This window comes from Peribacillus sp. NPDC097224 (assembly GCF_044761985.1).
Taxonomy (GTDB): domain Bacteria; phylum Bacillota; class Bacilli; order Bacillales; family DSM-1321; genus Peribacillus.
The window spans coordinates 73,715-100,313 of the sequence record NZ_JBIWDK010000010.1; the positions used below are offsets into that span (position 1 = coordinate 73,715).

At 43.6% G+C, this 26,599-nt stretch carries 25 protein-coding genes; 18 read left to right on the forward strand and 7 right to left on the reverse strand.

Going from position 1 to position 26,599, the window contains the following annotated elements; all coding sequences use genetic code 11:
* The 5 genes from ACIQXR_RS17525 to ACIQXR_RS17545 all read left to right on the forward strand — a co-directional run bounded on the left by ACIQXR_RS17525 (nucleotide 1) and on the right by ACIQXR_RS17545 (nucleotide 5,445).
* Nucleotides 1-450 (forward strand): MaoC/PaaZ C-terminal domain-containing protein, encoded by a 450-nt coding sequence (locus tag ACIQXR_RS17525; RefSeq protein ID WP_402874844.1) that lies wholly within the window; start codon nucleotides 1-3, stop codon nucleotides 448-450.
* Nucleotides 444-1,235, forward strand: a complete 792-nt coding sequence (locus ACIQXR_RS17530) for an enoyl-CoA hydratase/isomerase family protein (protein WP_402874968.1) — start codon at nucleotides 444-446, stop codon at nucleotides 1,233-1,235. Before ACIQXR_RS17525 ends, ACIQXR_RS17530 begins: the two co-directional genes overlap by 7 nt.
* A 59-nt stretch (nucleotides 1,236-1,294) precedes the next feature.
* Nucleotides 1,295-2,872, forward strand: a complete 1,578-nt coding sequence (locus ACIQXR_RS17535) for an acyl-CoA carboxylase subunit beta (protein ID WP_402874847.1) — start codon at nucleotides 1,295-1,297, stop codon at nucleotides 2,870-2,872.
* Between the two features lie 67 nt (nucleotides 2,873-2,939).
* A complete protein-coding gene (locus ACIQXR_RS17540) occupies nucleotides 2,940-4,496 on the forward strand; it encodes an AMP-binding protein (protein WP_402874850.1) in 1,557 nt (518 codons plus the stop codon).
* A 103-nt stretch (nucleotides 4,497-4,599) separates the two neighbouring features.
* Nucleotides 4,600-5,445 carry a YtnP family quorum-quenching lactonase gene (locus ACIQXR_RS17545; protein ID WP_402874853.1) on the forward strand — a complete coding sequence of 282 codons (846 nt, stop codon included), beginning with the start codon at nucleotides 4,600-4,602 and terminating at the stop codon, nucleotides 5,443-5,445.
* 43 nt (nucleotides 5,446-5,488) lie between these two features.
* On the opposite strand, the gene ACIQXR_RS17550 is transcribed toward ACIQXR_RS17545, so the two are convergent.
* The gene (locus ACIQXR_RS17550) at nucleotides 5,489-5,806 is read right to left on the reverse strand and encodes a PepSY domain-containing protein (protein ID WP_402874856.1); all 318 of its coding nucleotides are present in this window, start codon (nucleotides 5,804-5,806) and stop codon (nucleotides 5,489-5,491) included.
* Nucleotides 5,807-5,984: 178 nt separating this feature from the next.
* Between ACIQXR_RS17550 and ACIQXR_RS17555 the strand changes: the two genes are divergently transcribed.
* The 3 genes from ACIQXR_RS17555 to ACIQXR_RS17565 all read left to right on the forward strand — a co-directional run bounded on the left by ACIQXR_RS17555 (nucleotide 5,985) and on the right by ACIQXR_RS17565 (nucleotide 8,585).
* Entirely contained in the window at nucleotides 5,985-7,058 is a 1,074-nt protein-coding gene (locus ACIQXR_RS17555; protein WP_402874859.1) for a M42 family metallopeptidase, read from the forward strand.
* Between the two features lie 68 nt (nucleotides 7,059-7,126).
* Complete coding sequence (locus ACIQXR_RS17560) at nucleotides 7,127-7,636, forward strand: DUF84 family protein (RefSeq protein ID WP_402874861.1); 510 nt, start codon at nucleotides 7,127-7,129, stop codon at nucleotides 7,634-7,636.
* Between the two features lie 85 nt (nucleotides 7,637-7,721).
* A complete protein-coding gene (locus ACIQXR_RS17565) occupies nucleotides 7,722-8,585 on the forward strand; it encodes an AraC family transcriptional regulator (RefSeq protein WP_402874864.1) in 864 nt (287 codons plus the stop codon).
* A gap of 86 nt (nucleotides 8,586-8,671) precedes the next feature.
* On the opposite strand, the gene ACIQXR_RS17570 is transcribed toward ACIQXR_RS17565, so the two are convergent.
* On the reverse strand, nucleotides 8,672-9,121 hold the full coding sequence (locus ACIQXR_RS17570; RefSeq protein WP_402874867.1) for a YtoQ family protein: 450 nt from the start codon (nucleotides 9,119-9,121) through the stop codon (nucleotides 8,672-8,674).
* A 129-nt stretch (nucleotides 9,122-9,250) separates the two neighbouring features.
* Between ACIQXR_RS17570 and ACIQXR_RS17575 the strand changes: the two genes are divergently transcribed.
* The 5 genes from ACIQXR_RS17575 (at nucleotide 9,251) to murC (ending at nucleotide 15,853) form a co-directional block, all read left to right on the forward strand.
* A complete protein-coding gene (locus ACIQXR_RS17575; protein ID WP_402874870.1) occupies nucleotides 9,251-9,760 on the forward strand; it encodes a hypothetical protein in 510 nt (169 codons plus the stop codon).
* Nucleotides 9,761-9,899: 139 nt separating this feature from the next.
* Entirely contained in the window at nucleotides 9,900-10,211 is a 312-nt protein-coding gene (locus tag ACIQXR_RS17580) for a thioredoxin family protein (protein ID WP_402874874.1), read from the forward strand.
* A 56-nt stretch (nucleotides 10,212-10,267) separates the two neighbouring features.
* A complete protein-coding gene (locus ACIQXR_RS17585) occupies nucleotides 10,268-11,068 on the forward strand; it encodes a DUF1444 domain-containing protein (protein ID WP_402874971.1) in 801 nt (266 codons plus the stop codon).
* Nucleotides 11,069-11,448: 380 nt separating this feature from the next.
* Nucleotides 11,449-14,268: a DNA translocase FtsK gene (locus ACIQXR_RS17590; RefSeq protein WP_402874877.1), complete on the forward strand. Its 2,820-nt coding sequence runs from the start codon at nucleotides 11,449-11,451 to the stop codon at nucleotides 14,266-14,268.
* Nucleotides 14,269-14,548: 280 nt separating this feature from the next.
* The gene (murC, locus tag ACIQXR_RS17595) at nucleotides 14,549-15,853 is read left to right on the forward strand and encodes a UDP-N-acetylmuramate--L-alanine ligase (RefSeq protein WP_402874880.1); all 1,305 of its coding nucleotides are present in this window, start codon (nucleotides 14,549-14,551) and stop codon (nucleotides 15,851-15,853) included.
* 69 nt (nucleotides 15,854-15,922) lie between these two features.
* On the opposite strand, the gene ACIQXR_RS17600 is transcribed toward murC, so the two are convergent.
* Entirely contained in the window at nucleotides 15,923-17,035 is a 1,113-nt protein-coding gene (locus ACIQXR_RS17600; RefSeq protein ID WP_402874883.1) for an aminopeptidase, read from the reverse strand.
* Between the two features lie 224 nt (nucleotides 17,036-17,259).
* On the opposite strand from ACIQXR_RS17600, the gene ACIQXR_RS17605 reads away from it, so the two are divergent.
* From ACIQXR_RS17605 to ytxJ, 3 genes are all read left to right on the forward strand, one after another.
* Complete coding sequence (locus ACIQXR_RS17605; protein WP_402874888.1) at nucleotides 17,260-17,769, forward strand: DUF948 domain-containing protein; 510 nt, start codon at nucleotides 17,260-17,262, stop codon at nucleotides 17,767-17,769.
* Nucleotides 17,770-17,816: 47 nt separating this feature from the next.
* Nucleotides 17,817-18,398: a YtxH domain-containing protein gene (locus ACIQXR_RS17610; protein WP_402874890.1), complete on the forward strand. Its 582-nt coding sequence runs from the start codon at nucleotides 17,817-17,819 to the stop codon at nucleotides 18,396-18,398.
* A gap of 117 nt (nucleotides 18,399-18,515) precedes the next feature.
* The gene (gene ytxJ / locus ACIQXR_RS17615) at nucleotides 18,516-18,842 is read left to right on the forward strand and encodes a bacillithiol system redox-active protein YtxJ (protein ID WP_402874895.1); all 327 of its coding nucleotides are present in this window, start codon (nucleotides 18,516-18,518) and stop codon (nucleotides 18,840-18,842) included.
* A gap of 69 nt (nucleotides 18,843-18,911) precedes the next feature.
* Here ytxJ and ACIQXR_RS17620 read toward each other — a convergent pair whose 3' ends face one another.
* Complete coding sequence (locus ACIQXR_RS17620; protein ID WP_402874898.1) at nucleotides 18,912-21,053, reverse strand: cell division protein FtsA; 2,142 nt, start codon at nucleotides 21,051-21,053, stop codon at nucleotides 18,912-18,914.
* A gap of 244 nt (nucleotides 21,054-21,297) precedes the next feature.
* On the opposite strand from ACIQXR_RS17620, the gene ACIQXR_RS17625 reads away from it, so the two are divergent.
* Complete coding sequence (locus ACIQXR_RS17625; RefSeq protein WP_402874901.1) at nucleotides 21,298-22,374, forward strand: bifunctional 3-deoxy-7-phosphoheptulonate synthase/chorismate mutase; 1,077 nt, start codon at nucleotides 21,298-21,300, stop codon at nucleotides 22,372-22,374.
* A gap of 342 nt (nucleotides 22,375-22,716) precedes the next feature.
* Nucleotides 22,717-23,718, forward strand: a complete 1,002-nt coding sequence (gene ccpA, locus ACIQXR_RS17630; protein WP_402874904.1) for a catabolite control protein A — start codon at nucleotides 22,717-22,719, stop codon at nucleotides 23,716-23,718.
* Between the two features lie 92 nt (nucleotides 23,719-23,810).
* On the opposite strand, the gene ACIQXR_RS17635 is transcribed toward ccpA, so the two are convergent.
* The 3 genes from ACIQXR_RS17635 to ACIQXR_RS17645 are packed head-to-tail and all read right to left on the reverse strand — an operon-like array spanning nucleotide 23,811 to nucleotide 26,293.
* Nucleotides 23,811-24,989: an acetoin utilization protein AcuC gene (locus ACIQXR_RS17635; RefSeq protein WP_402874974.1), complete on the reverse strand. Its 1,179-nt coding sequence runs from the start codon at nucleotides 24,987-24,989 to the stop codon at nucleotides 23,811-23,813.
* Nucleotides 24,982-25,632: an acetoin utilization AcuB family protein gene (locus ACIQXR_RS17640; protein WP_402874907.1), complete on the reverse strand. Its 651-nt coding sequence runs from the start codon at nucleotides 25,630-25,632 to the stop codon at nucleotides 24,982-24,984. Before ACIQXR_RS17640 ends, ACIQXR_RS17635 begins: the two co-directional genes overlap by 8 nt.
* A 28-nt stretch (nucleotides 25,633-25,660) precedes the next feature.
* Nucleotides 25,661-26,293: a GNAT family N-acetyltransferase gene (locus ACIQXR_RS17645; protein ID WP_402874910.1), complete on the reverse strand. Its 633-nt coding sequence runs from the start codon at nucleotides 26,291-26,293 to the stop codon at nucleotides 25,661-25,663.
* Between the last annotated feature and the right edge of the window lie 306 nt (nucleotides 26,294-26,599).

Below are 26,599 nucleotides of genomic sequence, written 5' to 3' on the forward strand. Positions count from 1 at the left end.
ATGTTTAATAAATATTTTGATGAGTATGAAGTCGGAGAGGTCTGGACTTCGAAAGGCCGTACAATCACAGAAACGGATATCGTGAATTTTGCCGGGTTAAGCGGGGATTTTTACTCGCTTCACACAGATAAGGAGTATGCCGAAAAGTATTCGCCATTTGGACAGAGAATTGCCCATGGGATGCTGGTATGCTCGATTGCATCTGGCCTTTCTGCATTCGAACCTGGAAGGGTCGTCGCCTTTTACGGGATCGATAAATTACGTTTTACGAATCCGACCTTTATCGGGGACACGATCTCTGTAGAGATTTCCATTTTGGAATTAAAAGATCGGGACGATGGAATGGGCGTCATTACGGCGAAACAAAAGGTGAAAAAACAAAATGGAGATGTGGTGGGCGTTTCGACGATGAAAATCCTGATGGCGAAGAAACAGGAGGTTCTATCGTGATGAAAGAGATCGTTTCCTATGAAAAAGACAGGGGCATAGCGGTAGTTTATATTGATAACCCGCCGGTCAATGTGATTGGCGAAAATGTTGTCATTGGCTTAAACCAGGTATTCGATCGTTTAGCTGAAGATGACGAAGTTCGGGCCATTGTATTGTCAGGCAAAGGAGACAAGGCCTTTGTTGCCGGAGGGAACATAAAGGAATTCCCTAAATTGGTCGGCCAGGGTGTGGCATTCAATGAAGCCCGTGCCCGTGATATGCAAGAGCCATTTAATAAAATCGATAACATTGCAAAACCGGTCATAGCGGCCATTGATGGATTGGCCCTAGGAGGGGGATGCGAGTTGGCCCTCTGCTGTGATATCCGAATTGCAGAAGAACATTCCATCATTGGTCTCCCTGAAGTGAAGTTGGGTCTATTTCCGGGGGCTGGCGGGACACAGCGTCTACCAAGGCTGATCGGAGAAGGAAGGGCAAAAGAGCTAATTTTAACGGGAAGAGCCGTTACGGCGGAGGAAGCAGAACGAATCGGATTGGTGAATAAAGTGGTCCCGACCGGAAAGGGCTTGGCAGCGGCGATAGAGTTAGCTGAGGAAATAGCGGGCTATTCCTTCCAAGCGGTTTCAAGAATCAAGAAAACGATCGATGAAGGAATGAAAACGACGTTGGAAGAAGGTTTGCTGATTGAGGCAAAATACTTTGGCGAAGTGTTCCAGACAGAAGATGTTAAGACAGGTGTACAGGCCTTTATCGAGAAAAAACAGCCGGTGTTTATCCATAAATAAAATAGAGGGAAATTAGTTTAGTCAGAACGATAAATCTATTGAAAAGGGTGAGGACCGAGATGGATCAAGATCAAAAGGTTATTGAAAAGGGCAGTGAGAATTCAGAAAGATTGCAGAAGATTACGAGTGAGCTCGAGCGAATTCATAAAGGGGGATCTCCGAAGAATCATGAGAAAATCAAGACGCTTGGGAAAATGTTCGTCCGTGACCGCTTGAAGTTATATTTTGACAACGGAGAACCCACGTATGAAACGGGGACATTTGCCAACGCGACGAAAAAGGACCTGCCAGCTGATGGAGTCGTCACGGGAGCCGGTAAAATCAATGATAGACTCGTATATTTCACAGCAAGTGACTATACCGTCAAAGCGGGTTCGATTGGCCGCTATCATGGGGAAAAAATCCTGCGTATGCAAGAGGCCGCCATCAAAAGTAAACGCCCGATCGTCTATATGATCGATTCCTCAGGAGGCCGGATTGATGAAGGCGGTGGCTATCATTCCGATAAATATTCAGGCGGGAAGATTTTCTATAATCACAGCATCATGTCAGGAAGGATTCCGCAAATTGGAGTGATGTATGGGCCTTGCTTCGCTGGTACAGCATATATGCCGGTCTTCTGTGATTTCGTCGTCATGCTTGAAGGAAAAGCCGGCATGGCGATTGCTTCACCACGGATGGTACAGATGGCGACAGGTCAAAAAGTCGACATCGAACAACTAGGCGGGGCAAAAATGCATGCAGAAAAAAGTGGAAGCGTCGATTTTGTTGTCCAAACGGAAGAAGAGGCTGCCGAAGTCGTCAAAAAACTATTAAGCTACCTCCCGGATAGTTTCGAAGGCAAGCCACCTAGTGCACCTCCCGTCCCGCCGACTCGTGATCCACTGAATATTGATAATATCATTCCGAAAGAGCCGAACCAGCCCTATGATGTCCACGAACTAATCGAGAGCATTGTTGATGGTGAGAGCTTCCTTGAAGTGAAAAAAAGTTATGCGAAAGAGCTTGTAACAGGTTTTGCACGAATCGATGGACGCGTTGTCGGCATCATTGCCAATCAACCGACGGTCAAAGGAGGCGCCATCTTTCCTGATTCCTCCGATAAAGGGGCAAACTTCGTGTGGCTCTGCGATGCCTATGGGATTCCCTTGCTTTACTTGTGTGATACTCCTGGTTTCATGGTCGGTACACAGGTCGAGGAACAGGGCATTTTACGAAAAGGGAGGAATTTCATATACGCCACATCCGTGGCCAATGTTCCAAAGCTGTGCGTAATCGTACGTAAAGCCTATGGGGCGGGGATTTATGCAATGGCAGGTCCTGCATACGAACCGGATACGACCATTGCGCTTCCTTCGGCTGAGGTAGCAATCATGGGACCTGAAGCAGCCATTAACGCCGTTTATTATAATCAGTTGAGTCAAATTCCTGATCCAAAGCAAAAGGCTGAATTTGTCAAGGCACTGCGTGATCAATATCGTGAAAGCTATGATATTTATAAACTAGCAGGCGACATGCTTGTCGATGACTTGATTATCCCGGGGGACTTGCGAAAAGAACTCATTTCCCGTTATGAGGTGTTCGAGAATAAAGAGTTCCCGCTTCCAAATAAGAAGCATGGTACGATGTTGAGCTAACCCTATACAGACGAGGCAGAAGTAGAATGTCTCGTCTGTATCACTTTAAAACTAAGGAGGGAAAAGCATGAGTGAGATTACCGCGATGAACCGGCTGGCTGTTGGGGATATATTACGCAGGACAACAGGAAGGTTTCCGAACAAGGTGGCGGTCATAGAAGGTGATAAACAATGGAGTTATCGGGAGCTGAACGATGAGGTGAACCGCTTTGCCAACTATTTGCTTGATTCCGGCCTGGAAAAGGGAGATGCGGTCGCGACAATCTGCGGGAATTCCGTCTCATTCATTATCGTCTTTTTCGGCATCGCTAAGGCGGGTCTAGTGTGGGTGCCGCTTAATCCAGGCGTATCCTTTCATGAAAAGAGTTATATTCTTTCAGAGGTAGATTCGAAGTTAGTCATTGTCGATGAAATTTTTCTACAAGGAAAAAAGGAAGAATTGAAAAGTCTTTGTCCGGAACTGTTGATCATTGGGAAAAATGTCTCTCCAGTTGAACGCCTGGAGGAAGCGTATCGGCTCTCCAGTAAGCAAGAACCAGAGGTCCATATTGAAGATCGGGACTTGGCCCAAATTATGTTCACGAGCGGGACGACGGGCATGCCTAAAGGGGTGATGATTTCCCATCTATCGATTTATATCGCCAGCTTGTCCAATATTATTGGTTCCAGTATGAAGCGGGACGATATAGCCAGTGTCATCATGCCTCTCTTCCATTGTGCCCAGCATACCTTGGCCGTTTCCTTTTTCAATGTAGGTGCCACGCTGGTCATTTTGCCGGGATTTGAACCGGAATCCTTCATGAGAACGGTAGAGAAGGAAAAGGTAACTTGGATGTTCGGTCTTCCCATGATCTATAAAGCGATTCTCTATCATCCGAATTTTAAACATTATGATATAACCTCCTTACGCTTCTGCTTATATGCGATGGCTCCCATGGACCGGGTCACCCTTGAAAAAGGGATGAAGGAGATAGGGGCGGAATTCGCACTGGCTTCTGGACAAACGGAAGTGTATCCGGGAACTTGCATGTTCGAGCCGGAAGATCAACTAAGGAAGCATGGCCCTTACTGGGGTGGGACGGGAATCATCAATGACACCGCCATAATGGACGAAGAAGGGCGGACGTTGGAAAAAGGAGAAATCGGAGAAATTGTTCATAGGGGTCCGAATGTCATGATCGGCTATTTGAATAATCCGGAGGAGACGGAAAAAAGCAAGCGGTTCGGATGGCATCATACTGGCGACTTGGGCTATTTTGATGAAGACGGATTGCTCGTCTTTGTCGACAGGAAAAAAGATATCATTAAATCCGGTGGCGAAAATGTGGCTTCGATCCAGGTAGAGCAGATTCTAGCCTTGCACGAAAAGGTGCTCAATGCTGTGGTTATCGGTCTGCCGCATGAAAGGTGGATAGAAGCTGTGACCGCATTCGTCGTTCCCAAACCGAACGTTACCATTACGAAAGAAGAAATCATCACACATTGTAAAGAGAATCTAGGAACCTTCCAAGTTCCTAAGGAAGTCATCGTGGTCGATCAATTACCGATGACGTCAACCGGTAAGATTCAAAAGCATAAACTTCGGAATCACTATCAACATCTTTATATACCGGCTGGAAAGTAGGGGCACCTTTTAGGTGTCTTTTTTTTTTCTGGGAAAGAGTTACATGTTATCAATTTCAATAAATGGAAGCGGGTGTTAAACTGAAGGGTGAGGAGGGGATAAAATGGAAACTTTACAAATAGGGGAAATCAAATTAACATGGCTGAATGGTGGCGTGACCCACCTGGATGGTGGAGCGATGTTCGGTGTCGTACCGAAACCGCTGTGGTCCAAGAAATATCCGGTCAATGAAAATAACCAGATTGAATTGCGGACAGATCCGATACTCGTTCAAGTGAACGGATTAAATATGTTGATAGACTCCGGGATCGGGAATGGAAAGCTGAACGACAAACAGAAACGGAATTTTGGCGTGACGGACGAGTCCGGGCTCATTGAGGATTTAGGTCGGCTCGGGATCAAACCAAATGAAATCGATTACATTCTAATGACCCACCTGCATTTCGACCATGCCTGTGGATTGACTAAGCCTGAAGGAGATTCACTGATCCCGGTTTTCGAACGTGCCGAAATCATCACGACCCAAATCGAATGGGATGAAATGCAACAACCCAATATCCGCTCAAAAAGTACATACTGGAAGGAAAACTGGGAGGCGATTGCCCACCTTGTCCGTCCTTTTGAAGGAGAACGTGAAATCACGGAAGGCATTAAAATGATTCATACCGGCGGACATAGTGATGGACATGCCATCATCCTGGTTGAAGACGGTAAGGACAAGCTGATCCATTTAGCCGATATCATGCCAACGCACGCACATGCGAATGTCCTGTGGGTACTGGCTTATGACGACTACCCAATGACTTCGATCTCGGCAAAGGAAAAGTGGATGAAATATGGTCTGGAGAACGGGGCCTGGTACAGCTTTTATCATGATGCCCAGTATTGTGCCATCAAGTGGGATGAAACGGGTAAAGAGGTAAAGGATGAAGTGAAACGGAAACGGTAAGTCATAGAAAAAGGAGGCGATTTGGGTCGCCTCCTTTTTTTGTTCAATCATGTTGTGCATTCAATTCCAATATCGTCCCGGTAGTAGCATCTGCAATGAATTCAAATTGTTCGCGGTTACCATCGGTATTTCTAGTGATGCCGCCTTTATATACTTGGTAGTCCAAATCATTTTTTTGATAGGTTTCGGGTTTCATTAAAATCCAAGATCCATATATACTTCCATCTTTTCTGACTGTTTCCTTCACCTGCGCCAATACTTTGTCAGGAGAAGGCGTATTTGTTTGATTCAAAATTTGTTTTGTAGCATAGCCTGTAGCGAAGCCGGCTGCTGCCCCCAATAGAAACGTTTTCCAATTCATGAATTTCTCCTCCATTGCTTTTTATTACTCACTCTATCTAGTATACATAAGAAGTCTTTCTTTGACTAACGATTTGAAATTTTACCCATTTACTGATAAATTAAAACATGCTAGGTGGTAACTATCGTCTAAGTTAGGTAAAATAGATAGGAAATAAAAGTAGTTAAGGGGTAGAGATATGGATCAAGAGACTTTAACACTATTTAAAACATTGACGGAATTACCAGGGGCTTCAGGAAATGAGCATGCCGTGCGTAATTTTATGAGAAGTGAGCTTGAAAAATATTCAGATGAAATCGTTCAGGACCGCCTTGGAAGTATCTTTGGCGTAAAAAGAGGAAATGAAGAAGGCCCAACTGTAATGGTGGCTGGACATATGGACGAAGTGGGCTTCATGGTCACTTCTGTTACGGAAAATGGCATGATCCGCTTCCAAACACTTGGAGGTTGGTGGAGTCAGGTTCTTTTGGCACAACGAGTGGAAATTATTACGGACAACGGGCCGGTAATCGGGGTCATTGGTTCCATACCTCCGCATTTGCTTGATGAATCGCAGCGTTCGAAACCTATGGATATCAAGAATATGTTGATAGATATCGGTGCGGATGACCAGGAGGATGTGAAGCGGATCGGGGTTAAGCCTGGTCAGCAGATTGTTCCGATTTGCCCTTTCACGCCGATGGCCAACGAAAAGAAAATCCTTGCTAAAGCATGGGATAATCGCTATGGTTGCGGTCTTGCGATTGAACTATTGAAGGATTTGAAGGATGAAAAATTACAGAATATTTTATATTCGGGTGCGACGGTTCAGGAAGAAGTGGGATTACGGGGTGCCCAAACGGCTGCACATATGATCAAACCGGATATCTTCTTCGCCTTGGATGCAAGCCCGGCAAATGATATGTCCGGAAATAAAAGTGAATTTGGACAGCTGGGTAAAGGTGCATTATTGCGTATTTTAGACCGGACGATGGTCACACATCGCGGAATGAGGGAATTCATCCTCGATACGGCCGAATCTAATGATATTCCTTATCAATATTTTGTTTCTCAAGGCGGAACGGATGCAGGAAAGGTCCACATTGCCAATGATGGGATTCCGAGCGGCGTGATTGGGATTTGCTCACGTTACATTCATACCCATGCATCGATGATCCATATTGATGATTATGCGGCTGCCCGTGAATTGATTGGGAAGTTGGTCCGCGCTTGCGATAAAACGACATTTGAGACATTGAAGAATAACGGATGATAATGAAAGCTGAAATGGAGGGGACACCCTTCCATCAGCTTTTTTTGCATAGAGGGAAGGGCATACATATGAAAATTGTAGTAGGCAGTACAAACCCGGCGAAAGTGCAGGCCGTGATTAACATCTATAAAGAAGCAGAAGTCATCTCGCTACAGGTGGAAAGTGGGGTTTCGGAACAACCATTTTCAGATGAAGAGACCATGAACGGGGCTGTGAACCGGGCCAGAAATTGCTTGCTTGAAAAGGGGGCCGATATCGGAATCGGTCTCGAAGGTGGCGTGGTTAAAATGGAACGCGGCTTATTCGTATGCAACTGGGGGGCAATGGCCACGAAGGATGGCGATATCTTCATTGCCGGAGGCGCGAGAATTCCCCTCCCCGGAATGATTGCGGATCGCTTGGAAAACGGGGAAGAGCTCGGTCCGATTATGGACGATTTCACCAAGAAAGCGAATATCCGCAAGAAAGAAGGGGCTATCGGGGTATTTACGAATGAACGGATTACCCGTGCCGATATGTTCGGAAATATCATGGAAATGCTTGCGGGGCAGTATGAATATAAGAAAAACCATCAATAAAAGAGACTGTCAGAACAAAGCAGAAACAGACAGGATTTAGGATATCGGTGCTGATAATATAGAAAACAAGGGAGGGGAAAGCCATATGGGGTGGGTAGAATCCATTCAGAAGGCCCTTGACTATATAGAGGAGCATTTAATCGACGACTTGACCATCGAGAACATTTCTAGTCAGGCGAATGCATCAGCCTTTCATTTTCAGCGGACGTTCACCATCTTGACGGACATTTCCGTTGGAGAATACATCAGGCGCCGTAGATTGACATTGGCTGCCCAGGAACTTGTAAGCACCAATGGCAAGGTCATTGATGTAGCCTATAAATATGGCTATGACACTCCCGAGGCTTTTTCAAAAGCTTTTCGGCGGCAGCATGGAGTACCTCCTAGCGAAGCCCGAAAGTATATGGGAAAGCTGACATTCTATGAACGCCTGGTTATCCAGGTGCTTCTAAAAGGGGCGGAACCGATGAAGTATAATATCGTGGAAAGAGATTCTTTTCGAGTGGTCGGTATCAAGCGGGAGTTTTCACTAGAGAACGAAGAAAATCTGATAGGAATCCCGAAGCTTTGGGACGAAGTGAACTCGGATGGTACCAGCAATCGGTTAGGAAAATTGAATAACGGCCGAATTAAAGGGTTGCTAGGGATATGTGTCGATTCCCCTGAAGATGAGCGGAATTCAATCGATTATTGGGTGGCCACGGAGTATGACGGAAGCGTCCCAAATGATTATTCTGGCTTGACGATACCTGCATCCAAGTGGGTTGTGTTCGAGGTCAATGGACCGATGCCCGAGGCGATGCAAAAGGTTTGGAAACACATCTTTTCCGAATGGTTTCCGGCAAGCGGACATGAACATGCAGGAACACCGGAAATGGAAGTATACGTTGAAGATGATGCTTCAGCCACAGATTATTACTCCGAGATATGGATCCCTATTAAGAGATAAAGGATGGGCTTGTAGGCAAAGACTGTGTCCTACAAGCTTTTTTTATCCATGTAAAAAGCACTCCATAAGAGTGCCTTTAACTTCATTCATTTTCCATCTTCGAATATATAAGAAAGGACTTTTAAGGCTTGGTTCACCGATTCGACTGTGACGCTTGCTTTTTCAGATAATTCTTTTAGCGCGTGGTGATGGGATTCTGGGCGGATCAAGATAAGTGGTTTGCCAAGTGAGACCGCGGTGCTTGCATCCATGGCAGTATTCCACTGCTTATATTTCTCTCCAAATAGGGCAACGACAAGGTCAGCTTGCTTCATCAAAAGACCTGTACGCAAATTATTGATTTGAGAAGCTGCCATATCCTTTAAAACGGGGGTCGGCTGTTTCCCCAGAATATCTTCCCCGATATTATCGGAGCGTTCATGATTTTCCATTGGGCCGACAAATTCTAAAGGAAGCTTTAAAGCGGCCGCCTTCTCTTTTAATTCACTTCTCCAATTTGAATGGATTTCTCCAGCCAGGTAAACCGTTACTTTCATGATGATCCTCCTTATTATCTAATTTGCTTACATTGTATCATGTTTTAAGAAAATGGATGGATTTCATAAATTAGGATATAAGTAAAGACAAGAGGGTAACGGTAGATTGTTGAAAAGGAGGGGGAAGTCTTGAAGGTCCCACCCCAAAAAAAAATTCTGATCGTCTTTTTGATGAGCATCCTGGCAGTCGGTTGTTCAGGCATTGAAAGGCAGGTGGATAAGGCCGTGACAGCAACGGTTTCCGCTTTTCGGGATGAAGCGCCGCAACCGAATACAAAAGTGGGGCTTATAAAGGTGTATCTGCCTAAAAATTTCAAGATAGAAGAGGAACATGAGAATAACTTGATCCTGAAAAGTGGTCAACAGGCTTATATATTATTTGTCAATCCAAATGAAAACAGCGAAAGCTCGCAATTATTTTTGACGGCAAAGGAGCAGAAAACTCATTATTTGACACTGGAATCCTTTCAGAATGATGATAAGTTCGGTTTTATTTCCATCATGGAATTATCGGAAGAGAAATATGAGCTTTCCGTAGGAAGCGGCGGGGTCAAGCTCACAACCGAGACGGGGAAAGAGGATTTAAAGGATGAGGCGGAGAAAATGATGGAAATCGTTTCTTCCGTTCCACAGAGGTGAAAGAAGGTCCGGCGTACCCATACCGGACCTTTTGTGCTCTCTATTACAATCCGTATTGATGGTTGATTGAAGCGGAGTCTGGTATGATGGAATTATAAAATAACTAGATGGATTTCATAAGAGCTGGAGGAATAATAAGATGGAAAACTTACAAACTGTTGAACAATACGATGCATTAAAAAATGAAGGAAAACATATTTTCCTTTTCTCGGCAACATGGTGTGGCGATTGCCGAGTGATTGAACCAATCCTACCGGAAATAGAAGCGAAGTTCCCTGAATTCACGTTCATTCATGTAGATCGCGATAAATTCATCGATGTATGCGCTGCTAATGATGTTTTTGGAATTCCTAGCTTCATCGGATATGAAAACGGTAAAGAGCTAGGCAGATATGTGAGCAGGGACCGTAAAACACAAGAACAGATTGAAGAATTCATTTCATCATTATAATGAAAGGTCCCCTTCTTTAGGGGATTTTTCAATGGATAGGAGGGCCAGCCATGAAAATGGATAGCATAAAGCTGAAGAACATATTAAAAGAACGCTTAGCGGATGAAAATCGTACGTTCAAATTCGATAGCCAGAAGGACACGTTACGGATTGAAAATATAAAGACCGGTAAAGGCATCACGGTTGAACTTCCACCGGTGCTTGCAAATTACGAAAATATCCAAGAAAAAGCCATTGATGAAGTCATCTATTACGTAGATGAGGCACTGAATGTAATGGGGGAAGAACATAGCATGGAGGGCAAGGAGAAATTCATTTTTCCTGTGATTCGTTCGACTTCTTTTCCAATGGAGGCAGAAGAGGGCAATCCCTTCTTGTTCGACGACCATACGGCGGAGACACGTGTCTTTTATGCGTTGGATTTGGGCAAGACCTACCGTTTGATCGATGAGAAAATGCTCAAGCGTGAAGACTGGCAGGGAGATAGGATCCGGGAGATTGCCCGTTTCAACGTCCGCTCCCTCTCGACTAAATTGAAGTCGGATATCGTAGCGGGGAACACCTTTTATTTCTTGAATACAAATGATGGCTATGATGCGAGCCGGATTCTTAATGAATCATGGCTTCGTGAAATGAAGGAAAAGATATCGGGGACCATGGCAGTGGCCATTCCTCATCAAGATGTCATCATCATTGCCGATGTGCAAAATGATACTGGCTATGATGTACTCGCACAAATGGCGATGAGCTTTTTCGCCAGTGGCCACGTACCGATTACGGCGTTATCTTTCCTTTATGAGGAAGATGAGCTAGAGCCGGTCTTCATTATGGGTAAAAATAAAAAGCGTGAACAATAAGTAAGCGGATGGATGAATAATGATAGGGCTCCTGTCTCTTTGGATGGATTTCCAAACTCGGCAGGGGCTTATTTTGTTATACCCTAGGGAATATAATATTTTGTATTAAAACTTAATCTCATTGTAAACTCTGTTTAACAGAGGTGTTTTAATTAAATAGTAGACTATATAATTAGAACGTGTTTAAACTCATATGAAAAGGGGTTTAAATAGGTTAAGAGTTATGTGAAATTGGGATGATTCCTGCAGAAATTTGCAAAAAACTACATATATATCCCTATTAACCTTAATTTCTCTCGATATTTCAAAAAATACTGGTAGAATTAGTTACATAATTACAGATAGTAGAAAGAGTGATAGGTTTGAAGTGGCTAAATAAAATGAAAAAGTGGTTCCAAGCAGAGGAAATTATTGAGATTGAAGAAATAATAATAGATGAACCGATCGATAAAGAGACTTTAAAGAAGATGGACTTTTCTAAACTTCCCAAGACAAAGAAGGAAGAAATCGAAGCATACAATCAAACGGTGGCAAAAATGTCCCAAACGAAAGATCCGGATACGAAGATCTTGTTTCAATATCCAAAAGGGGAATTTAAATTCCCTCTGATACCTGATAAGGAACAACGTGTGAGAAAGCCTAGGGAAAAGAGAAGAGAGGAGCGGGAGCATAAACAGGATACGGAATCTTATGAATCCAAAAGGCCTAAGCAGAGTCCCGAGCAGAAACGGAAGAACGCTGAACGGATCGCTACTCAAAAGATCCTGCCATCCAATACCCCATTCCGACCGACGGAAATCCCCTCACCTGTTTATGGGTTTCGGCGACCGGAAAAAAAAGTGGTCAAATCGGTCGAATTTGAATTAGAGAGCAAATTTCCTGTTCTTAAAAAAGAAGAGCCTGAGGTTCCAACGATTATTCCGAACGAGGTAAAGGAAGAGGTTTATGAGGAATTGACCCGTGAACCTTCCGTTCTTGTACCAGAACAGATAGAGGAAAAAAAAGAAGAAGCCATTTCCGAGGTTCCTGCCTATATGCGCCGGAATGAGGATACGGACCCCAAGGCGGCGACAAGTGAACAGGAACCAGTTGCTTCAGAATTTCCGGTAGACCAAGAAGTTGAAGAGCAAGAAACGGAGCAAGTGGAATTTGGGCAGGAAGTGGCGGTCGGGATAATGGAAGCCGTTGAACCTACTGTCGTTCCAGCCGAAGAAGGTAAGCCTGAGGCCCCGGCATATATCGCCGAGGATCCTGTTGATCCCGAAGTCCTTGATCAGGGGACGGAACCGAAAACCGAGGAATCGCCTAAACGCCCGAAAAAGCATATCCCCTTTAATGTCATGATGTTAAAGCAGGATAAAGAAAAGGCTACATTCCTAAATCCTTTTAAAGCGGAAAAAAAAAGCCCTGAAATCGAAAGGGGAGTAGTGGCTGTTGAAACGAGACCCACTGAAAAGCCTGTAACATCATGGACTACGTTGGAAAGCGAACCCATTCCCGTTGCTACAGGAGTGCAGGTTGAGGAAGAAGCCATTCAAGAACGGATGGATACACCTGAACCACAAAGGGCTGAGGAAGTTCGGTATGAACCCGTAACTCCTTCGCTACCTGAGCACGAGAAACAATCGCATTTCGAGACGAACGAGGTTCCCATTTCTCCGGTTATTCCAGAAGCGGAAGTTGTTGAACATGAAGAAAAACGGGAGGTTGCTGTTCCAGAGCCTATGGAAGCAGCCCATCCCGTCAGTACGGGACTAGTCGATTCTGTAGAAGATGAGGAAAATCCGTATTATGTATTTCCAAAGATCGAGTTATTGACTCCTCCCACATATGCCGAACATGATGATGAGTGGCTCGAAGAACAGACCGTATTGCTGGACGAGACACTGAAAAACTTCAATGTCCGGGCAAAAGTCGTGAACGTGACGCAAGGTCCGGCGGTCACTCGTTTCGAGGTCCATCCTGAACCGGGTGTGAAAGTGAATAAAGTGACGAACCTCATGGATGATATCAAGTTAAGTCTGGCGGCTCAGGATATGCGAATGGAAGCTCCCATTCCAGGTAAGCATACCATCGGCATTGAAATTCCGAATCGGAAGAGCAAGCCTGTATTTTTGCGTGAGGTTTTGGAGAGTACTGAGTTTCAAGAGCATGAATCACCGCTCGCTGTTGCGCTGGGACTAGATATTTCAGGCCAGCCGATCATCACCGATTTAAGAAAGATGCCGCATGGCCTGATTGCGGGGCAAACGGGATCGGGAAAAAGCGTGTGCATCAATACGATGTTGGTTAGTTTACTGTATAAAGCAACGCCTCAGGAACTGAAATTGATGTTGATTGATCCAAAAATGGTTGAGCTTGCTCCATATAACCAAATTCCCCATTTGGTCAGTCCGGTCATCACTGATGTGAAAGCTGCCACTGCGGCCTTGAAATGGGCAGTGGAGGAAATGGAACGCCGCTATGAACTATTTGTCCATGCAGGAGTTAGGGATATCAGCCGTTTTAATGACCAGGCTGAAAAAGCCGGCCAATATTCCAATAAGCTGCCATATATCTTGGTAATCATTGACGAATTGGCCGATTTAATGATGATGTCCCCGGCAGATGTCGAGGAAGCGATTTGCCGCATCGCTCAAAAGGCCCGTGCTTGTGGCATTCACTTAATTGTGGCGACACAGCGTCCGTCCGTGGATGTTATCACTGGTTTAATCAAGGCGAATATCCCGACTCGAATCGCTTTTTCCGTTTCATCCCAAGTCGACTCGCGAACCATCATTGATAGCGGTGGGGCAGAGAAACTGTTAGGAAAAGGGGATATGTTGTTTGCGGAAAACGGTTCATCAAAAACGGTCCGTCTGCAAGGGACTTTTGTAAGCGATGAAGAAATCGATCAAGTGGTCAATCATGTGAAACTGGAACAGAAGCCAAAATATTTATTTGAACAAGAAGATTTGTTGAATCGTGCCCAAGTGACGGAAGAAGCGGACGAGTTATTCTTTGAGGCATGTGAATTCGTCGTTCATCAGCAGGCCGCTTCGGCTTCTAGTGTCCAAAGGCGTTTCCGAGTAGGATACAACCGTGCAGCTCGTCTGATAGAAATGATGGAACAGCAGGGCGTCGTTTCTGAATCGAGGGGAAGCAGGCCACGGGATGTACTGATTACCGAGGAAGAACTTGAATTTTTACACGTAAATTAAGAGAACCTATACTAGGGTTCTGTATATAATGTGAAGGGCGAGATATAAATTCTAAAGCGAATGGAATAGAAAAGCCAATGATTTGATAAAATGGCATCTCCCTGACATGGATGTATGAATAAAAAGGTGATATAATATATTTTTGTCGATGAATAAATAAAAAGTACGTATAAAAACCTAGGCGAAAAGTACAATTCGAGCAAGTTTTCGTAATGAAAAAACAAATAAACATGACGTCATATACTGTCATACAGATAGACGATTGGTGGAGGTTCGTTATATGACTGCTTACCATTTTGTGGGTATCAAAGGTTCGGGAATGAGTGCGCTTGCTCAAATATTGCATGATATGAATATTCAAGTGCAAGGTTCCGACTATGAAAAAGAATTCTTTACACAAATAGCGTTAGAAAAAGCTGGGATAAAAATCCTTCCTTTTAACGAGGAAAACATTCAGCCTGGAATGACCATCATTGCAGGTAATGCGTTCCCGGATACCCATCCGGAAATCGTGAAAGCAATGGAACTTGGTTTACCAGTGATACGTTATCACCGTTTTCTTGGTGATTTCATGAAGACCTTTACAAGTGTTGCCGTTACCGGGGCACATGGTAAAACGTCGACTACAGGCTTGCTGGCCCATGTCATGGGTGGTGCCAAACCAACATCCTATCTGATTGGGGATGGAACTGGAAAAGGAATCGTGGATTCTACTTACTTCGTATTTGAAGCATGTGAATACCGCCGTCACTTCCTTTCTTATTATCCTGACTATGCAATCATGACGAATATTGACTTCGATCATCCAGATTACTATGCAAATGTGGAAGACGTGTTCGAGGCATTCCAAACGATGGCCTTACAAGTCAATAAAGGGATCATTGCATGCGGGGACGACGAGCATTTACCGCATATTCAAGCAAAAGTACCGGTCATTTTTTACGGATTTGCGGAAGGAAACGATTTTCAAGCGAAAAATGTTTCCGTCACTCCGGAGGGAACGACATTCGATGTGAATGTGAGGAACACGTATTACGATACTTTCTCCATTCCGACTTTTGGCAAGCATAGTGTGTTGAACGCTTTAGGTGTCATTGCACTGTGTAAATATGAAAACCTGGATACGGAAGCCGTGAAGGCTCAGTTACTCACTTTTGAAGGCGTAAAACGCCGGTTCTCCGAAAAGGAAATGGAGAGTCAAATCATCATTGATGATTATGCCCATCATCCTACAGAGATTTCAGCAACCATTGACTCAGCGCGTCAAAAATATCCAGAGCGTGAAATAGTAGCGGTCTTCCAACCGCATACTTTCTCAAGAACGCAAGCATTCCTGGATGAGTTCGCCGACAGCCTGAATCTAGCCGATAAAGTATACTTATGTGAAATCTTTGGATCTGCCCGTGAACATCATGGAAAACTATCGATTGAAGATCTTCAGGAGAAAATTCCTGGTGCCGAGCTTATTACAGAAGAAACAACAACGCAATTACAAAAACATAAAAACAGTGTAGTCCTATTCATGGGTGCAGGGGATATTCAAAAATTCCAGGCTGCTTATGAGGAGTCGCTGCAAGTTAAATAAAAAATGACCAACCCATAAATGGGTTGGTCATTTTTTATGGAATCACAAGCATGATCTGCGTGAAGTAGGTCATTTTAAATTTTCTGGATTTAATGATTCAAGTTCAGGTAGAACAAAGCGTCCATCTTTTCGGATCAGCACATCGTCAAAGTAAATTTCCCCACCGCCGTATTCAGGGCGCTGGATATTGACTAAGTCCCAGTGAATACTCGAATGGTTGCCATTAAAGGCGTCATCATAACATTGTCCAGGGGTGAAGTGAAAACTTCCATCAATTTTCTCATCAAAGAGGATATCTTGCATCGGATGTAGAATATAAGGATTTACACCGATAGCAAATTCACCGACATAACGGGCGCCTTCATCTGTATCAAAGATTTTGTTGATGCGTTCAGTATCATTGGCCACCGCTTCAACAATTTTTCCATCCTTGAATGTTAACTTCACGTTTTCGAAAGTAAAGCCCTGATAAGGAGATGGAGTATTGTAAGAAATGACCCCATTAATCGAGTCCTTAACAGGTGCTGTGTACACCTCACCATCAGGAATGTTCAGTTCACCTGCACATTTGATGGCTTTAATGTCCTTGATGGAGAAAGATAAGTCTGTTCCGGGACCAGTTAAGCGGACTTTATCGGTCTTATCCATCAAATCAACAAGGCTATCCATGGCTACGCTCATTTTTCCATAATCGAGATTGCAGACTTCGAAATAGAAATCTTCGAAAGCTTCTATACTCATTTTGGCTAATTGAGCCATAGAATTCGTCGGGTAACGGAGCACGACCCATTTCGTTTTCGGAACGCGGATATTTCTATGTACTTTTCCGATCGTTTGACCATGAATCGCCATTTTGTCTGCGGGCACATCGGATTGCTCATTGATATTATCTCCGGCACGAAGCCCGATATATGCATCCATCTGGCTCATCACGTTCGCTTCGAATTCACCCATCATCTTGTATTGTTCTTCCTGTGCACCCATTAATAAGGCGCGATCCACTTGATGGTCCTTTAAGAGGACGAATGGGTACCCATCAGCTGCATACGCTTCTTTTACAAGGGCGTTGACCAGTTCGCGTTGCAATCCAAAGTTTTCTATCAAGAGTTTTTCACCCTTTTGGAGTTTCACTGAATAATTTATCAGATTATGTGCAAGTATCTCGATTCTAGGATCTTTCATGTAGAATACCTCCAATATTTAGTTTTATTATTCTATCATACCTGATTAGCTGTAGGAATTTCATCCATTGGTCCCAATTAGTCGAAATTTTTCGCTATCAATATTTCCAAAACAGGTATAGATAGGGTATATTCACAAATTAAATACGTTTATAATAACGGGGAAGGGGTAATTAATAACTAAACAGTTACTAAATATGTCGATTTTTTTTCGGAGGTGTTCCAATGGAGATCATATTATACGTAAGTGCTGCAGTGGCAGCAATCGCTTTCCTGGTCCTTGTTATCTTCTTAACAAAGGTACTCACATCACTACAAACTACCTTGGACAGCGTGGCCCGGACGCTGACGGGACTTGAAAGCCAAATGCAAGGCATAACGGTTGAAACTACCCAGCTACTACATAAAACAAACTCGTTAGCAGAAGACTTGCAACAGAAATCTGAAAATCTGAACACAGTGGTGGATGCAGTGAAAGATGTAGGGACTTCCATCTCTAGCTTCAATACATCCGTCCAAAAGGTTTCTAATAAAGTGCAGGCAGAAATCGATAACAACCAAGAACGAATTTCCCAAATTGTTCAATGGAGTAACGTGGCCATGGAAATCCGTGATAAATGGAAGGCCAGGAACAAGCAAACCGCTCCAACTGCATATGAACAGGCAGAGATAGAAAGAGAAGCACTTGAAACAGATAACCTACCTAAAAAAAGGTTTTTACGATCTAGATCTTAACACCAGGTAAATAAAAAAAATTCCCAATTTTGAAAGGAGAATGTTACATGACGCAAAAAGAATATCCTACAAGCGAATATCAAAAATCATACGAGGAAGCACGCGATTCCATCAATTCGAAGGACTTCATGATCGGCGCCTTGATCGGCGGAATGATCGGAGCGGCTACAGCTTTATTCATGGCTCCGAAAACAGGCAAGGAATTAAGAAATGATTTCAACGAACAAGCTAAGAGCCTTTCCGAGAAAACAGAGAAGCTAAGACAAACCGCGATGGAAAAAGGTACGGTTTTGGCTGATACCGCTAAAGAAAAAACAGGAACGGTTACTGAATTGGTTTCTAGTAAATCTTCAGATATCGTCAATAAAGTGAAGAACCTAAAAACGGGCAAAGAAGAAAATGGCGATGCAGCTAATGATACTACGAACTCAAGCAATAAGGATATTGATGTAACGGGAACTTCCGATTCGAAAATCGTATCCGTTGAAACCAATATGCCTGAAAGTAAAGACAATAAGTCAAAAAATACACAAGCCGACCCGACTAGCGGAAACAAAAATACGGCAAAGCTAAAATTAGATGAAGCAAAAAAAGCTTTTGATGAAACCGAAAATAAATTAAAAAAATAATGTATGCTTCAATCGCTCAATATTTGCGAAGGTATGCACAATAATTGTCAAAAAAGACGATGAAGTGGTACGATGACTTCATCGTCTTTTTTCTGAAATCGAAAGGGGTTAATACACATGACACTTACTAAAATCGAAACGGAACAACAATTCAATGAGCTCGTAACGGAAGATCTTTTTTTACTTTTTAAGCATAGTGTTACTTGCCCAGTCAGTGCGGAAGCTTTTGAGCACTATCAAAAGTTCATCGCTGAACACCCGGAGTTAAAGACGGCCTACTTGGCCGTGCAAGAAGCGCGTCCGCTTTCCAACCATGTGGCGGAAACTTTTGAAATCAAACATCAATCCCCCCAAGCCATCCTATTTAAAAATGGCACGCCTACATGGAATGAATCCCATTGGAGAATTACAGAAGATTCTCTAGGCAAAGCAATCTCTCAATAAATGATGAAAGGCAGGCGTGTTGTTGAATCAACATGCCTGCCTTTTTCATTTTATGAGACTGTTTCTATGTCAACTAGTGGTGGGCCAAAGAATTCTTAATTGGTCACCGGGGGCAAGTTCATCGTGAAAAGTAGTTTCCTGCTCATTTTTAATGAGAATGAATCGGCTATTCCCTGTGGTAGGCATAAAGATTTCAACATGACGGAAAAGGTCTTGAAAGATAAAAGGTTCCACCTTATGTTCGATCATACTCAGGTCATCATTTGGCTGGATGATGTCCGTATCTTTCAATCGCTCGTCACCGCGTCTGAATTCTGCCAGATTTTTAGACAGAATGACTTGTTTGCCTTCAAAAAAAACAGGGACGTTGTGGGTATGCTGGATTTGTAAAGCTTCCATCACCTCTAATAAAGTAGGAGGGGCTGGATTTACCACTTCTAATTCATCGCCATCTTCAAAGGAGTACGTCCGTTTTGTTGCCAGTCCATTTTTGCTGATTTTACCCGTCCACGAGGGAAGCTGAATGGACTTTCCGTTCAATTTAATAGATAACGGTTCAAGGCAAGCAAGAAGTTCGGATAAGTGAAGTTCTTTGATCAACTCATTAATCGTTACTGGTATCCTGCAAGTTATTTGATCATGATCCTCGATTAATTCATGGATGGAGGCAGCTTTGCCATTTCTGGTAATGGAGGCTTCGATGGTATACTCTGTACCGTTAAGGATCACGGTTTTTCTAGGGATATCATCCAATACATCGAGTATGCGCAAAATGGCCGGTTCACCGTCTTCCCCTTTTGAGGTTACGATGACGTCTTCATCCTTCACTTCATCATCTAAAGAAGCTTCCGTTCCGTTTAAGGTAATCACCGATTTCTTTCCATGGTTTCCGGGAAGGGTAAATTGATTTCCGTTGATCGTGACGATTTTGGCCATGCCGGGTTTTCCATATAAAGAACTCATCTTAATACCTGCTGTGAGCAGGCAATCCCCCACTGTTGTTCGTTTCATATCAAACAAGCGGATGGGGTGCCCGTCAACGGTGATGCTCATGTATTGAATCGGGTTTTTATCGGCAGCAATGGCAATCCCAATCGGTGTTACCAATTCAGGCCCTTTTTGGATTTCAGACGAAATGCCAAGGTTCTGGATCGCATCGACGCCCCGGATTGCCACACGGTTACTTGGCAAGTTTAGTTTTTCAGCTAAAAGCCGGCATAATTCCGGTGTTTGGCTTCCACCTCCGACAAGCATCACCGCTTTTGGTGAACACTCATTATTCAAGGAGAGAATTTCTAAACGGATGGCTTCAGCCAACCTATCGAGTGCAGGATGAATATGTTCGATGATATCACTCTTGGCAATCTCGGTGGAAAATCCAAGAATATCAGTGACCGTTATCGAATCTTGATCGAGCAATTCCCTTTTCGCCTTTTCTGCAAGAGGGAAGTCCAGGAGCAGGTAGTCACTTATGGCCTCGGTAATTTCATCCCCAGCGATTGGTACCATTCCATAAGCGATGACGGTCCCTGAATCGGTCAAGGCTATATCGGAAGTCCCCGCCCCTATATCGACCAAGGCGACGTTAAGGCGGCGCATGGAGGCCGGGATGAGGACATTGATGGCCGCAATCGGCTCAAGCGTAAGAGCCTGCATTTCCAATCCCGATCTTTTCAAGGCAGCTAAAAGGGATTCAACAACGACCTTGGGCAGGAAGGTGGCGATGATCTCAACTGACGCTTCTTCCCCGCTCTGATCGATCAGGCTTCCGATTTCCTGTCCATCGAGGCGATAGTATAAAACCGAATAACCAACACAATAATAAGTGGACCGGGAGTCTGATTGTTCTGCCACGGTCGCCTGGGCTTCCTGGACAGCACTGAATTCGAGGTGAAGGATATCCTCATGTGTCAGCATCGGTTTCCCAACTATATCGACAGACGTCTTCGCCCGTTCGGTTTTCAATGCCCTACCGGCTGCAGCGACAGAAACCTTTCTTAGGGGACCGTGAGTTTCCTCCAGTTTCCCCTTAATGTGAGAGATGACTTTAGCCACAGCTAGAACATCATGTATTTGACCGTCCAGCATGGCCCGCTCCGAATGCTCTTCTGATAGAATATCGATAATATTATAGCTTTCCTGTTCTTTTTCTAATATAATTCCTACAACGGAACGCGTTCCAATGTCCAAGGCAAACAGTTTTTCGTGCATCAGTGACACCTTCTTTTATGTAATATATTACTTTAGTACTTAAAAGCGTTTAATTAATAAAGAAAAAAGTAGTGACATTTACAAGAATTTCATTTATAATTGTTTTTAATTATACATGAATTATTATAAAATTTTCATAGCTTAAATTATCGATTGAAATGAGTGAAAATTCGAACAGGTAAAAAGTACGGGTTTTCCATCGTGAAATCGTTGATATTTTTAAAATCGAAGGGATGGATTTGGAATGAGCAATAGAGAGCTTGATGGATTGCGTAATCAATTGGATGATGTAAACCTTCAGTTATTGCAACTGATTAATCAACGGGCGGGACTAGTACAGGAAATCGGCCGCGTTAAAGAAAAACAGGGCGTAAACCGCTACGATCCAGTCCGTGAAAGAATCATGTTGGATCTTATTGAAGCGAATCATCAAGGTCCTCTTGACCTAGGTTCGATTAAACATATCTTCAAGGAAATCTTTAAATTAGGCTTAGAACTTCAAAAAGATGATCAGAAGAAGACGCTTCTTGTTTCCAGAAAACAAAAACCGGAAGATACAATCATCGACATCAAAGGTGAACTTATCGGGAACGGGATTCCTAGTTTCGTATTCGGTCCATGTGCCGTGGAATCTTATGAACAAACGGCTGCAGTTGCTGAAGTCATCAAAGCAAAAGGCCTGAAGCTTATGCGTGGTGGTGCATTCAAACCGCGTACATCGCCATACGACTTCCAAGGACTTGGTTTAGAGGGATTACAGATCCTTAAGCGGGTTGCAGATGAATATGGTTTGGCAGTCATCAGTGAAATCGTAAGTGCAAATGATATGGAAGCAGCGGTTGAACATATCGATGTCATCCAAATCGGTGCACGTAACATGCAAAACTTCGATTTATTGAAAGCGGCAGGTGCCGTAAACAAACCAGTCCTTCTAAAACGTGGACTTGCAGCTACGATCGAAGAATTCATCCATGCAGCGGAATACATCATGTCGCAGGGTAATGGAAACATCATCCTTTGTGAACGTGGTATCCGTACGTACGAAAAAGCAACAAGAAATACGCTTGATATTTCTGCTGTTCCGATCTTGAAACAAGAAACGCATTTACCTGTCATGGTGGATGTAACCCATTCTACCGGACGTCGTGACCTTCTTCTTCCAACGGCTAAAGCAGCTCTTGCCATTGGTGCAGATGGAGTGATGGCGGAAGTTCATCCAGATCCTTCTGTTGCTTTATCTGATTCTGCACAGCAGATGGACTTCAAGCAATTTGATGATTTCTATAACGAAATTAAACGATTGAACTGGGTAACGGTTTAAGAAAGAATATTTGAAATATATGTACATTCGGCCCTTACCATCTTGGCAAGGGCTTTTTTTAATGGTAAAATACTTGTTTTTGCAGAAAAAGTCCTGAAAAAGACACTATTGGATTGCAGGAAGCATTCTACTATCGTATGATAAGTTAAAAGATGAGGACTGTTCTGAGTTAGAATCATACATAATGAAGATATCTATATAAGCTATGCTTATATAAAAATTAATAGAAAGACTTCCGTTAACCGATTAATTTTCCGTATAAGAAAAATACGTATAATAGAATCTTCTTTGAAATATTTGATGCTTTATTGGAAAAAATGAAACAAATGGAGGAATGTAATAATGAATAATATAACCATTTATGATGTGGCCCGCGAAGCAAATGTTTCGATGGCCACCGTTTCTCGCGTAGTAAACGGGAATCCGAATGTTAAACCTGCGACAAGGAAAAAAGTCGCAGATGTGATTAACCGGTTAGGGTATCGCCCTAATGCAGTGGCACGTGGGCTAGCCAGCAAGAAGACAACGACGGTAGGTGTCGTGATTCCGGATATCTCCAGCATCTTTTTTGCGGAGTTGGCACGTGGTATTGAAGATATAGCGTCCATGTATAAATACAATATCATTCTCAGCAGTTCTGATGAAAACATAGATAAGGAATTTCATTTATTGAATACGATGCTAGGTAAACAAGTAGATGGTATCGTATTCATGAGTGGAAACATCACGGACGAGCATGTCAAGGAGTTTAAGAACTCACCGGTTCCCATCGTATTGGCCGGTTCCGTCGAAGAAAGCGGGCAAGTGCCATCGGTCAATATTGATTATGAAGCGGCAGCGTTTGATGCCGTGATGTCCTTTGCCAAAAATGGCCACAAGCGAATAGGTTATGTGAGCGGGAATCTGTCCGCGCCTATTAATGAGAAGAAATTAACTGGTTACAAACAGGGATTGAAAGAAGCGGGGCTTTCTTTCGATGAAAGTTTACTGGTGGAAGGCGATTATACATATGATTCAGGAATTGAATCATTTGATAAGTTTCTTGAAGCCGAAGATCGGCCGACAGCAATCATAGTCGGAGCCGATGAAATGGCACTTGGCATCGTTCATGCCGCTCAGGATAAAGGGTTTAATGTACCAGGGGACTTTGAGGTAATCAGCTTCGACAATACACGGTTAACCTTGATGGTCCGCCCGCAGATCACGACCATCGTTCAGCCTTTATACGATATCGGGGCCGTATCCATGAGGTTGCTAACTAAATTGATGAATCAGGAATTGGTGGAGGGGCAAGAAAAAGTGATTCTGCCGCACCGCATCGAAAAACGTCAATCAACGAAATAATCCAGTATGAGAGTGTCCTTATGGGCACTCTCTTTTTCATAAGGTGAAACTTGTCTTGAAATGGAGACTGGAAACACTCTTTTTTTGGCCATTTAATCCTCCGTGCTGGTGGTCGTTTGTCTGTTAGAACGGATGGGGTAGAGCGCTTTTTCTAGCGTTTGGGCATTTTTCTCGGTAATGGCCGGCTTCCGGGGAATGGGTTCATAAATATCCTGTAGGTCATCCCACTCATCCGGAAGGGTCACAGGAGCCTCAGGCTGCCACGTGTCGATCCATTCCCTTGATAAGGGTCCAGATATATCATTATTGGTCATTTCGAGCCAGACCCTGGACCAGGCGCGTGGTACGACGCGCCAGATATCGTAGCCACCGCCACCGACGGCAATCCAGCGCCCCTCACAATACTTATGGGCCATTTCATGCGCTAATTTCGGGATTTCCCTATAAATCTTCATGGTAGCCGACAAGTGGGTGAGTGGGTCATAATAATGAGAATCAGCACCGTTTTGCGTCAAGATGACGTCTGGCTTAAAGAATTCAATCACTTCCTTGAATGCGGCTGTATAGCATTCGAGCCATGATTCATCTTCCGTGAATGCATCCACCGGGATGTTGAACGAATAGCCATAGCCTTTGCCCTGCCCCCGTTCATTGATATTGCCTGTACCGGGAAACAAATAGCGTCCCGTTTCATGGATGGAAAGGGTGCAGACTTCAGGGTCATCATAAAAGGACCACTGTACACCATCACCATGATGGGCATCCGTATCGACATAGAGGACGCGTGCACCATATTTTTTTTGTAAATATTTAATCGCGACCGAGCTATCATTATAAATGCAAAAGCCTGAAGCTTTGCCTCGAAAACCATGATGGAGCCCCCCGCCAAGGTTAAGGGCATGTAGGGACTGACCAGTCATCACGGCATCCACCGCCGTAAGGGTTCCGCCAACAAGCAGGGCACTTGCTTCGTGCATATTAGGAAAGATGGGGGTATCTTCTGTACCTAAACCATAGTTTCCCGCTTTTTCGGGAAGAAGCTTTCCCTGTCCAGCCAGCCTGACAGCGTTTACATAATGCTGGTCATGAACCAGTTGTAATTCCTCATCGGTCGCCATTCGCGGCTTGATGATCTGATCTTCACGGATGGCATGGTGTTTTTTTAGGAGGTCCAGCGTGAGCTGAAGCCGTTTTTGATTGAATGGGTGCTCGTCATTGAATTTGTAGGTCAGCAATTCATCGGAATAGACAAACAAGGATTGATCAGTCATGAGACGCACCTGGCAGGCAAGGCCATAAAACGGTATAGCCTTCTTTCTTTAAGTCTTCCACGACCATGAATGGATTCATGGTTTGTACCCGGACAACGAGAATCTTGTAATCGGATTCATCTTTTTCGGGATAGACAAGCGTACTCAGAATGTTCGCTTTGCGCAATTTGAAGATGGAGGTAATGTCGTGTAGCGTTCCCGCCGTATTGGGAATCCTGATTTCAATTTGGGAACCGGGCTGATTGACTCCCGTCAGTTCAACGAAAGAATGAAGCAAATCAGTTCCGGTTATGATGCCCACTAACCTTTTTTCCTTTAGGATGGGAAGACAGCTGATGTTATTTTCACAAAATACGGCACCAATCTCTTCTACAAAGTCCAGGGGATGTCCTGTGATGATATCGGTTTTCATGATGCTTCCCAGTGATTTTTCTAAATCCTTTTTGTATTCTTCGGTGCGGAAAATAGAAGGAGAAGCGTCTCGTATGTCACGGTCACTAACTAATCCGACGAGGTGAAAGCTTTCATCGACAATTGGAATATGGCGAATCCGTTTCTCTTTTAAGATTAAGACAGCACTATGAATGGTATCTGTTGGTGTTAAGGCAATGACATCTTCATTCATTATTTTTTCAACAATCATACGTAGTTCCTCCTCTTTACTCGCCTCTTTAATACATGAAACGATTCATGAATCGTAATTGGTCAAACTTTTCGATGGACTCCGGAGGCACTCTCTTTCCTATACGCGCCATCAGGCAGTTTGCTGGATGTGAACTGATTTCCGGGTCATCCGTTGCATAATAAACCAGCCCGCCAGCACTCATCATTTTTTCCATGACCTTTCGATAGTCCCAAACGTTCAATCCCGTCCCCCTCAAGTCCCAATGCCAATAATATTCAGTCGTGATGATAATGAAGTCCTCTACCGAATCATCCTCCGTAGACAGCTGAACTAAATTCTTTCCTACAGCGGCACCACGGTATTTGGGAATGACTTCAATTGCACCAAGCTCGATCAGGTCATCCATCTTAATTTCTGACCAGCGCTCCAATGGGTCGGGATATAGATAAGTCACATAACCAACGATGGTCCGTTCCTCGCGGGCTATAAAGATTCGGCCCTCAGGTAAATCGGCGATTTCAATCAATGCCTTATGCTGTTGTGCAGGAGGGCGAAAGGCGACCAAGTCTTCATGAAAATCGTATCCGGCCATCATTTCTCCGGTTAGCGGCCCTTCAATCAGAAGTGTTCCGCTTGATGTCTGGAGTTCTTTTTTGTAATAGGTCTTGCTATATTCCATTTCTTCACCACCCTAGTAAAATACCAATCTTGTATACTGATCATCCAAATAGCTGGAAACCTTACATAAATTATACATAAAAAACAAGTGACAAGATGATGAAAGCTCTCTCATTTTTGAACCTTTTGTTACAGTTGAGCCTGAAGAATGAAAGGATAAAGCCATTCCTAACTAACTATACCAAGATTTACCCTGAATGTTCAAAAATATCAAGAAATATTTTCCTTGAATTTATAAAAAGGTGAATATTTTAAAAATTGAGAAAAATAGTTTTTTATACTATAATAAGAGCTATAAAGCAAAAAG

What these genes read in the sequence shown, in the direction of transcription:
- ACIQXR_RS17540 (WP_402874850.1), top strand. Translation starts at nt 2,940, where the DNA reads ATGAGTGAGATTACCGCGATGAACCGGCTGGCTGTTGGGGATATATTA.
- ACIQXR_RS17585 (WP_402874971.1), top strand. Translation starts at nt 10,268, where the DNA reads ATGGATAGCATAAAGCTGAAGAACATATTAAAAGAACGCTTAGCGGAT.
- ACIQXR_RS17640 (WP_402874907.1), bottom strand. Translation starts at nt 25,632, where the DNA reads ATGATTGTTGAAAAAATAATGAATGAAGATGTCATTGCCTTAACACCA.
- murC (WP_402874880.1), top strand. Translation starts at nt 14,549, where the DNA reads ATGACTGCTTACCATTTTGTGGGTATCAAAGGTTCGGGAATGAGTGCG.
- ACIQXR_RS17620 (WP_402874898.1), bottom strand. Translation starts at nt 21,053, where the DNA reads ATGCACGAAAAACTGTTTGCCTTGGACATTGGAACGCGTTCCGTTGTA.
- ACIQXR_RS17645 (WP_402874910.1), bottom strand. Translation starts at nt 26,293, where the DNA reads ATGGAATATAGCAAGACCTATTACAAAAAAGAACTCCAGACATCAAGC.
- ACIQXR_RS17570 (WP_402874867.1), bottom strand. Translation starts at nt 9,121, where the DNA reads ATGAAAGTAACGGTTTACCTGGCTGGAGAAATCCATTCAAATTGGAGA.
- ACIQXR_RS17560 (WP_402874861.1), top strand. Translation starts at nt 7,127, where the DNA reads ATGAAAATTGTAGTAGGCAGTACAAACCCGGCGAAAGTGCAGGCCGTG.
- ACIQXR_RS17550 (WP_402874856.1), bottom strand. Translation starts at nt 5,806, where the DNA reads ATGAATTGGAAAACGTTTCTATTGGGGGCAGCAGCCGGCTTCGCTACA.
- ACIQXR_RS17525 (WP_402874844.1), top strand. Translation starts at nt 1, where the DNA reads ATGTTTAATAAATATTTTGATGAGTATGAAGTCGGAGAGGTCTGGACT.
- ACIQXR_RS17625 (WP_402874901.1), top strand. Translation starts at nt 21,298, where the DNA reads ATGAGCAATAGAGAGCTTGATGGATTGCGTAATCAATTGGATGATGTA.
- ACIQXR_RS17535 (WP_402874847.1), top strand. Translation starts at nt 1,295, where the DNA reads ATGGATCAAGATCAAAAGGTTATTGAAAAGGGCAGTGAGAATTCAGAA.
- ACIQXR_RS17580 (WP_402874874.1), top strand. Translation starts at nt 9,900, where the DNA reads ATGGAAAACTTACAAACTGTTGAACAATACGATGCATTAAAAAATGAA.
- ccpA (WP_402874904.1), top strand. Translation starts at nt 22,717, where the DNA reads ATGAATAATATAACCATTTATGATGTGGCCCGCGAAGCAAATGTTTCG.
- ACIQXR_RS17565 (WP_402874864.1), top strand. Translation starts at nt 7,722, where the DNA reads ATGGGGTGGGTAGAATCCATTCAGAAGGCCCTTGACTATATAGAGGAG.
- ytxJ (WP_402874895.1), top strand. Translation starts at nt 18,516, where the DNA reads ATGACACTTACTAAAATCGAAACGGAACAACAATTCAATGAGCTCGTA.
- ACIQXR_RS17610 (WP_402874890.1), top strand. Translation starts at nt 17,817, where the DNA reads ATGACGCAAAAAGAATATCCTACAAGCGAATATCAAAAATCATACGAG.
- ACIQXR_RS17545 (WP_402874853.1), top strand. Translation starts at nt 4,600, where the DNA reads ATGGAAACTTTACAAATAGGGGAAATCAAATTAACATGGCTGAATGGT.
- ACIQXR_RS17555 (WP_402874859.1), top strand. Translation starts at nt 5,985, where the DNA reads ATGGATCAAGAGACTTTAACACTATTTAAAACATTGACGGAATTACCA.
- ACIQXR_RS17635 (WP_402874974.1), bottom strand. Translation starts at nt 24,989, where the DNA reads ATGACTGATCAATCCTTGTTTGTCTATTCCGATGAATTGCTGACCTAC.
- ACIQXR_RS17600 (WP_402874883.1), bottom strand. Translation starts at nt 17,035, where the DNA reads ATGAAAGATCCTAGAATCGAGATACTTGCACATAATCTGATAAATTAT.
- ACIQXR_RS17590 (WP_402874877.1), top strand. Translation starts at nt 11,449, where the DNA reads ATGAAAAAGTGGTTCCAAGCAGAGGAAATTATTGAGATTGAAGAAATA.
- ACIQXR_RS17605 (WP_402874888.1), top strand. Translation starts at nt 17,260, where the DNA reads ATGGAGATCATATTATACGTAAGTGCTGCAGTGGCAGCAATCGCTTTC.